Consider the following 7370-nt stretch of genomic DNA (forward strand, 5'->3'; position numbering starts at 1 on the left):
ATCCTATACAGACCAACACTCCCCATCATCATGTTCGATTTTCTCTCTGATATGGCTGATAGCCTCGCACACAATTTGGCGGCCCCTGGCTTGCTGATGCAGGTCGCAGTGGCCCTCGCTTGCGTCGGACTTGGATGGCTCTGCGCACGGGTATTACGTCGTATTTTTGCCGTTGACGATCTCAAGCAACCGGTAGTCCAAATTGGATTACGCAGTTTTGCACAAGTATTGACGCCGCTTCTCGCAGTATTGTTTCTTGTCCTGGCTAAATTGATTGCCGCCAAATGGCAGCAACCAGTTAGTTTTTTGCGTCTGGCGATACCATTGATGGCTTCTCTTGGCCTGATGCGTTTTGTTTTTTACGTGCTGCGTCGTGTATTTGTGCGCGACCGTGGTGTCAGCACTTTTTTGTTGCTGTTTGAGAAGGCGTTCGGGGCGCTAATATGGGGCAGCGTTTTGTTGTACATCACAGGATTGTGGCCGGATTTAGTCGATTACCTTGCCAACACTATCTTGCCGATCGGTCGCCATCAAGTTTCTCTTCTCGCTATATTTCAGGCTTTAATCTCCGTTCTGGTAACCCTAATTATCGCGTTATGGGCTGGGGCCACACTTGAACAGCGCCTGATGCGTTTGAACACCATGCATTCATCCCTGCGCACTGTGGTGGCGAGAATGGCGCGCGCAGTGTTGGTTTTGGTAGCGGTTCTGCTGAGTCTATCGCTGGTCGGTATTGATTTAACTGTGCTCTCAGTATTCGGTGGTGCGCTTGGTGTGGCCCTTGGTCTGGGTCTACAAAAAATAGCGAGCAGCTACGTTTCCGGATTTGTCATTTTGCTCGAGCGCAGTCTATCTATCGGCGACATGGTCGGTGTAGGGACTTATTACGGAAAAGTGACCCAAATTAACAGCCGCTTCACGGTTCTGGAGGCGCTGGACGGCATCGAGTCGATTGTGCCGAATGATGTCTTCATGACTAATGCGGTGCAGAACTACTCTCTGAATCATCGTATTTTGCGACTATCTACACAACTCACGATTGTGTATCAGGAAAATATTGAAGAAGTACTCACAATATTGGAAGAGGCCGTCAGTATTGTCGAACGTGTGACTCACGAAATTTTACCTCAAGCTATTTTGTTGAAGATAGGTTCGAGCGGATTAGAGCTAGAGGTCGGATTCTGGATTGTCGATCCAGAGAACGGAAGGTTGAATGTGCTGTCTGATGTGAACAGAGCAATCTGGCGGGCGCTACAGACGCACAAGATCAAAGTAGCCCAATCACGGACTGATTTGCGGATGGTTGCCAGCCACAGTCCAGGTGCAGATTCACAACAAGTTGCGCAGATAGATAGCCAGTCGGTCTTACCGAATTCAAAAAACATCCTGTAAAGGTAGTACAATAGGGAGTTAATTTCGGTTAAGTGACTGGTAACTACCCGCGAACTTACCCTCAACTTGTACGAAAAGAGCGCCAAATTCTGCTACAGCGCCATCACCACCTATGGAGGACACTTAGTGTTCAATGCAATTATTGATTTTCTGTCGAATGGTTTGACTGGTGCTACAGCATGGCAAGTTGTCATTTTTACGCTTGTTGTTACCCACATTACCATCGCTGGTGTCACTATTTATCTGCATCGTTGCCAAGCTCATCGTGCGCTTGATTTGCATGCGATTCCGAGTCATTTCTTTCGATTCTGGCTATGGCTGAGTACCGGAATGGTCACCAAAGAATGGGCGGCGATTCATCGGAAGCACCACGCTAAATGCGAGACTGAGGAAGATCCTCATAGCCCGGTGACACGCGGAATTAAAAAGGTCTTGTTAGAAGGTGCCGAGTTGTATCGCGCCGAATCAAAGGTCCCGGAAACCATGGAAAAATATGGCCATGGCACTCCAGACGACTGGATTGAACGTAATCTTTACACCAAACATAGTGCGTTGGGTATTGTGCTGATGCTGTTTATCAATCTAGCCTTATTCGGTGTTATTGGATTGACCGTGTGGGCCGTACAAATGCTGTGGATTCCAATTACTGCTGCGGGGATTATCAACGGCATTGGACACTATTGGGGCTATCGCAACTACGATTGTAATGATGCGGCAACGAATATCATCCCATTCGGTATTCTCATCGGTGGCGAAGAATTACATAACAACCATCATACATTCGGGACATCGGCCAAGTTGTCGTCGAAGTGGTATGAGTTTGATATCGGCTGGATGTATATTCGCATGCTTGAAATAGTGGGTCTTGCCAAGGTTAAGAAAATTGCTCCGGCACCAAAATTCAATAGTGCCAAATTAGTTCCGGACTTGGATACATTACAGTCTGTTATTGCTAATCGATATGATGTGATGGCGAAATATGCCAAATCACTCAAAAGCACCTGGCAAGAAGAGCGGGCGCATTTGGCTGGAAAAGCAGCTTTGGAATCAGGTTTTCTTAAATCGGCAAAAAAGCTATTGCAACGCGAGCCAACTAAATTAGAAGCGCCTCAAAAGCAGCAGTTAACGGAGTTATTCCTTCACAGCAAGGCGCTTCAAACTATGCATGAGATGCGGGTTGAGTTAGGTGCAATTTGGGAGCGGTCACATTTTACACGTGATCAATTGCTGCATCAGCTTCAGGATTGGTGTGCACGCGCTGAAGCATCTAAGATTAAAGCGTTGGAAGATTTCTCTTTACGTCTGCGGAGTTATTCCTGATCGAAAGCGAAAAGTGAGTAATTATAAAGCGGCCTGTTAAGGCCGTTTTTTTTCGCCTACTTTATGTTGGCCGCAAATCTAAATTTTTTAACGTGTCTTCTTTAGTGAAGCCGTGGTAACTTTTTATTCCGTCGTAGAGGGCGCTTTGTTCTTTTTTGAGGGAACTGAAATGTGAACAACGTGCCAAATGATGTAGATTGTATGTGCGGTACTAAAAATGGCACTGGCAAGTGTAAGTGATCAGTCAATTTCATTTCTATTTCAGAGAAAATTATGAATCAGTCCTTAGCGTCTAAACAATATTGTGCGTATGTTTTGCTGGCTGTTGGCGTGATGGTTTGCAATGGCAACGCGTATGCGCAAACATTGTCTCTGGATGGCGCTGTCGCGGCTGCATCACAGTGGGCGACTCTTGCAGATGCCAATCAGGCCGAACGTATGTGGACGGCTAGCGGGCCGGTAATGCAAAAAAGCATCAATAAAGAGGATTGGGCCAAGTATCTCACCAATCTACGCAATGACTTAGGTTCGCTTAATGGTCGGGAATGGGCGGAAGTCGTACGCGTGGGTCAACCAACAAACCTACCGAAAGGGGATTATGTAAATGTCGTATTTTCCTCTCGCTTCACTAAATCCCCTGCGGGAGAGGCTGTGTCATTAATGTACGCGGCTGGTCGTTGGGTGCCAGTCGGTTACGTGGTCCATAAGGTCCAACCTATCGCGGCTAACGGCGCACCAGCGTCAGCGACAACAAAATAATTAATTCTGGCTGTCTAATCAGAAACGATATCAACTAGATTTTGCTTCAACGTTTGGCTGAGTAAAAATAAAAAAACCCCGCAAGATACAATCTTGCGGGGTTTTTTTGTGAGGTCTGATCAATTACTTGATCTTTGTCTCTTTATACTCAACGTGCTTACGAACTTTCGGATCGAATTTCATGATCGACATTTTTTCCGGTGTTGTACGCTTGTTTTTGGTAGTCGTGTAGAAGTGACCTGTACCAGCAGTCGACTCTAACTTGATTTTGTCGCGGCCTGATTTCGCCATGATGGTTCCTTTATTCTGCTAGTTAGACTTTTTCGCCACGAGCACGCATATCAACTAAAACGACATCAATGCCGAGTTTGTCAATAACGCGCAGACCGGCGTTGGAAAGGCGCAGGGAGACCCAGCGGTTTTCTGACTCAACAAAAATACGACGATTTTGCAGGTTAGGCAAAAAGCGACGTTTTGTCTTGTTGTTTGCATGGGAAACATTGTTGCCGACCATCGGCTTCTTCCCGGTGACTTGGCAGACACGTGCCATGTTTTACTCCTAGATGATTTCCGAAATTGGAAAAAATGAGAGTATATCTAAAAAACTGATGTTTTTCAATAACTTGGCGAAAACAAGTGTGTCTTTTTACTTTTGTTGTATTTAACAATTTGCCATGCGGTGACCATTTTGGTTGTTAAGTAGCTATGTGAAATCGTTCGGGCGGTATGCGACTATAGGGAACTGCCCAGCCAGGGCAGGCTGTTATCTGAGTTACGTCATGCTGGAAGTTAAGTACTCTTCTTAAGTTAGCACGCAATTATCAATGCGTATCAATGCGAGGTAATGAACTCTGCCGAGGCTTTATGTCAACCATTGTTATAAAAATCCGTGTTCTGCAAATGAGTATACAGACGACCCAGCGATGATGAAATGATCCAAAGTGCGTACGTCTACTAAATCTAATGCCTGTTTCAGCACCTTGGTCAATTCACGATCCGCCTGACTTGGCTCTGGGCTTCCGGATGGGTGATTATGCGCAAGCATGACGCTGGCTGCATTATGTGCCAGGGCGGCCTTCACTACTTCGCGCGGATAAACACTAGTATGCGTCAGAGTGCCCCGAAACAATTCCTTTGAGGCAATCAGACAATTTTTGACATCTAAAAAAAGTACTACAAATGATTCGTACTGTTTGTTTGATATTAACAATTGCAGATATTGTTTGACGGCGGTGGGTGAATTGAAACTACCTTCATCCCGTAGTTTTTCGCTCAGCGCCCGTCTTGCTAATTCAAGGACAGCCTGCAATTGGGCAAACTTGGCAGGGCCAAGACCATGAATGGCTGAAAAATCGCTTAGCGTGGCGGAAAACAGGCGGTTGAGCGAGCCAAAGTGGTTAGCCATGTCGCGGGCAAGGTCAACCGCACTTTTGCCGGTCACGCCGACTCTTAAAAAAACCGCTAATAGTTCTGCATCGGAAAGCGCTTCAGGTCCGAGTCGGATGAGCCGTTCGCGAGGGCGTTGGTCTAGCGGCCAGTCAGTAATAGCCAATGTATGTTTTCCAGTTGTGGGTATTATTCATAGTGCGTACGCAAAATCGCCCCATCGGCGTTGTGCTTTCCTGGCCGTCAACGTGGCCCGGTAATAGTGCACTGTCTTCGTAAGCATGCCTTGATCGGACAATTTTGGGTAAGTCCTAATTCATAAAGGTGATGTAAAAAATAATTCTTAGTATTCCTAAGGATTGTTCGGGTTGAATCGGAGATAACGTTGGTAACTCCGACCTTTTTCTTTAACCTGCCTTACAATACGGTTCCGATGTTTTGTTTCCAATTTCCTTTATTCATGCCTAATTCTTCCTTACCAGTAGTAACCGAAGCGTCTTATTTGACTTTGCACTATCGTCTGGCCTCTCAGGCGGGTGATGATATTGTCAGCACCTTCAAGGCTTCTCCTGCGACTTTGCAATTTGGTATGGGACAGTTAGCGCCGTTTCTCGAAAATTGTTTGCTTGGCCTGCCAGAAGGAACGCACAAAACGTTCGAACTACCGCCTGAGCAAGCTTTTGGTCCTCGTAATCCTGATTTGGTACAACGAGTCTCCCGCGCCACCCTGAAGCAAAACTCGCAACTGGGACACGAGTATCGAATTGGCGATTTAGTTGATTTCGCAGCACCAGGAGGTGGTCAGTTCGCAGGTGTATTGCGTGAAATTGATGAGCAAAGTGCATTATTCGATTTCAATCATCCTTTAGCCGGTCAACAGGTTCAGTTTGAAGTAAAAATTATCGGTATTTTGTAACGTAGGCACCAAGTTAAGTAAGTAACGCAGGATTGTGAAAATTACATGTTTTGGTGGGTTATATGATGGATAAAGAGATTTTGCTGGCACAACCACGCGGATTTTGTGCAGGTGTCGATCGTGCGATTGAAATAGTGGAGCGTGCGCTGATACAGTTTGGCGCACCTATTTATGTACGTCACGAAATTGTGCATAACGCCTATGTAGTTGCTGATTTGCGCCAAAAAGGGGCGGTGTTTATTGAGGAATTGGCGGACGTTCCGCCCGGTAATACCGTCATTTTCTCGGCACATGGGGTCTCCAAAGCCGTTCAAGCAGAGGCGGAACAGCGTGGGTTAAAAGTATTTGATGCGACCTGTCCGTTAGTCACCAAGGTGCATATCGAAGTCGCCAAGATGCGCAGGGAAGGCCGCGAGATTATTATGATTGGGCACGACGGTCATCCAGAAGTGGAGGGCACGATGGGGCAGACAGAGCAAGGTATGCATTTAGTTGAAACCGTGGACGATGTTGAAAAACTCAACGTGACGGACCCCGAAATGTTGTCTTACGTCTCACAGACCACGTTGTCTGTGGATGACACGGCAGATGTGATTGCCGCGCTCAAACGTAAATATCCCAATATTACCGAGCCAAAGAAGGGTGACATTTGCTACGCAACGACTAATCGTCAGCAAGCCGTCAAGTTCATGGCACCGCAAGTGGATGTTGTTATTGTTGTGGGAAGCCCGAATAGTTCTAATTCCAATCGTCTGCGTGAAGTAGCCGAAAAAATGGGAACGGCGGCCTATATGGTGGACAACGCGTCACAAATTGATCCAGCGTGGTTGCAAGATAAGCCACGAATAGGCTTAACAGCTGGCGCTTCGGCCCCTGAAGTATTGGTGCAAGCTGTCATTGATCGGCTCAAGGAGTACGGTGCAAAAAGTGTTCGCCCGCTGGACGGCGTTGAGGAAAATGTGACTTTTCCGATGCCTAAAGGTTTAATGCGCGTCGAAAACATCAAACCTCAATAGACGTCACTCAGCGGTCTGACGGGCATGTTTTATTTGGTGGTAGTTGAAAAGATCAATCCTTATCCAGTGTGGTTTGCTTAAATTTTCTGAGTAAATCTGTAGAGCATTAGCAAAAAACCTCGTGATTTGTACATGAGGTTTTTTTTCGTCATGACGCTCTATTACTGGTGTTCACGGAATAAAATTTAGAGGAGGGCTTACTTTTCCATGGAAAGTTTTTTCCTTTCCTCGTTATTATGGCGGCGTCTAATGGAGACTTCTACAGCCGCTTTTGGGATTTAATTAACATACGGAAATGTGGAAACTACTAAGGTTTCCAACTCACTCTATATCGATATAATCCGCTGAATTTTAAGGCCTTTGGAACGGATACAAATAGTATAAAAATAGTATAAAAATTTTGCAAAAAAACGATTTTAGTTTAAATGCAAAGGAGATGAAACATCGTAGATTTAACATCGGCTCCCCGAGCTGCCATCGCTTAATTATTCATGCTATAAACCTACTAGATAAGTCCTGCAGTGCTCGTTATAATCGCCCTGTTATGGTGCTAATCTTACACAAATGCACCAACTCGGGAA

General features: G+C 45.9%; 8 protein-coding genes. 5 read left to right on the plus strand and 3 right to left on the minus strand.

The window, feature by feature from the left end:
• Positions 1–30: 30 nt before the first annotated feature.
• From QN379_RS06120 to QN379_RS06130, 3 genes are all read left to right on the plus strand, one after another.
• Positions 31–1392, plus strand: coding sequence for a mechanosensitive ion channel family protein (locus QN379_RS06120; protein WP_323506243.1), 1362 nt, complete (start codon positions 31–33; stop codon positions 1390–1392).
• 126 nt (positions 1393–1518) lie between these two features.
• Entirely contained in the window at positions 1519–2712 is a 1194-nt protein-coding gene (locus QN379_RS06125) for an acyl-CoA desaturase (protein WP_322237236.1), read from the plus strand.
• Between the two features lie 273 nt (positions 2713–2985).
• On the plus strand, positions 2986–3471 hold the full coding sequence (locus tag QN379_RS06130; RefSeq protein WP_323506244.1) for a DUF4019 domain-containing protein: 486 nt from the start codon (positions 2986–2988) through the stop codon (positions 3469–3471).
• A gap of 123 nt (positions 3472–3594) precedes the next feature.
• Here the strand turns inward: QN379_RS06130 and rpmG are convergent, their stop codons facing one another.
• The 3 genes from rpmG to radC all read right to left on the minus strand — a co-directional run bounded on the left by rpmG (position 3595) and on the right by radC (position 5023).
• Positions 3595–3762: a 50S ribosomal protein L33 gene (rpmG, locus tag QN379_RS06135; RefSeq protein WP_009667251.1), complete on the minus strand. Its 168-nt coding sequence runs from the start codon at positions 3760–3762 to the stop codon at positions 3595–3597.
• A 22-nt stretch (positions 3763–3784) separates the two neighbouring features.
• The gene (gene rpmB, locus QN379_RS06140; protein ID WP_168056908.1) at positions 3785–4021 is read right to left on the minus strand and encodes a 50S ribosomal protein L28; all 237 of its coding nucleotides are present in this window, start codon (positions 4019–4021) and stop codon (positions 3785–3787) included.
• Positions 4022–4348: 327 nt separating this feature from the next.
• Positions 4349–5023: a RadC family protein gene (gene radC, locus QN379_RS06145; RefSeq protein WP_322237241.1), complete on the minus strand. Its 675-nt coding sequence runs from the start codon at positions 5021–5023 to the stop codon at positions 4349–4351.
• 294 nt (positions 5024–5317) lie between these two features.
• Here radC and QN379_RS06150 point away from each other — a divergent pair, with 294 nt between their 5' ends.
• Entirely contained in the window at positions 5318–5773 is a 456-nt protein-coding gene (locus QN379_RS06150) for a peptidylprolyl isomerase (RefSeq protein WP_322237243.1), read from the plus strand.
• Between the two features lie 65 nt (positions 5774–5838).
• Entirely contained in the window at positions 5839–6789 is a 951-nt protein-coding gene (gene ispH / locus QN379_RS06155) for a 4-hydroxy-3-methylbut-2-enyl diphosphate reductase (RefSeq protein ID WP_322240558.1), read from the plus strand.
• The last annotated feature ends 581 nt before the right edge of the window (positions 6790–7370 follow it).

Origin of the sequence: Glaciimonas sp. Gout2, from assembly GCF_035018905.1 — a bacterium.
GTDB lineage: Bacteria > Pseudomonadota > Gammaproteobacteria > Burkholderiales > Burkholderiaceae_D > Glaciimonas.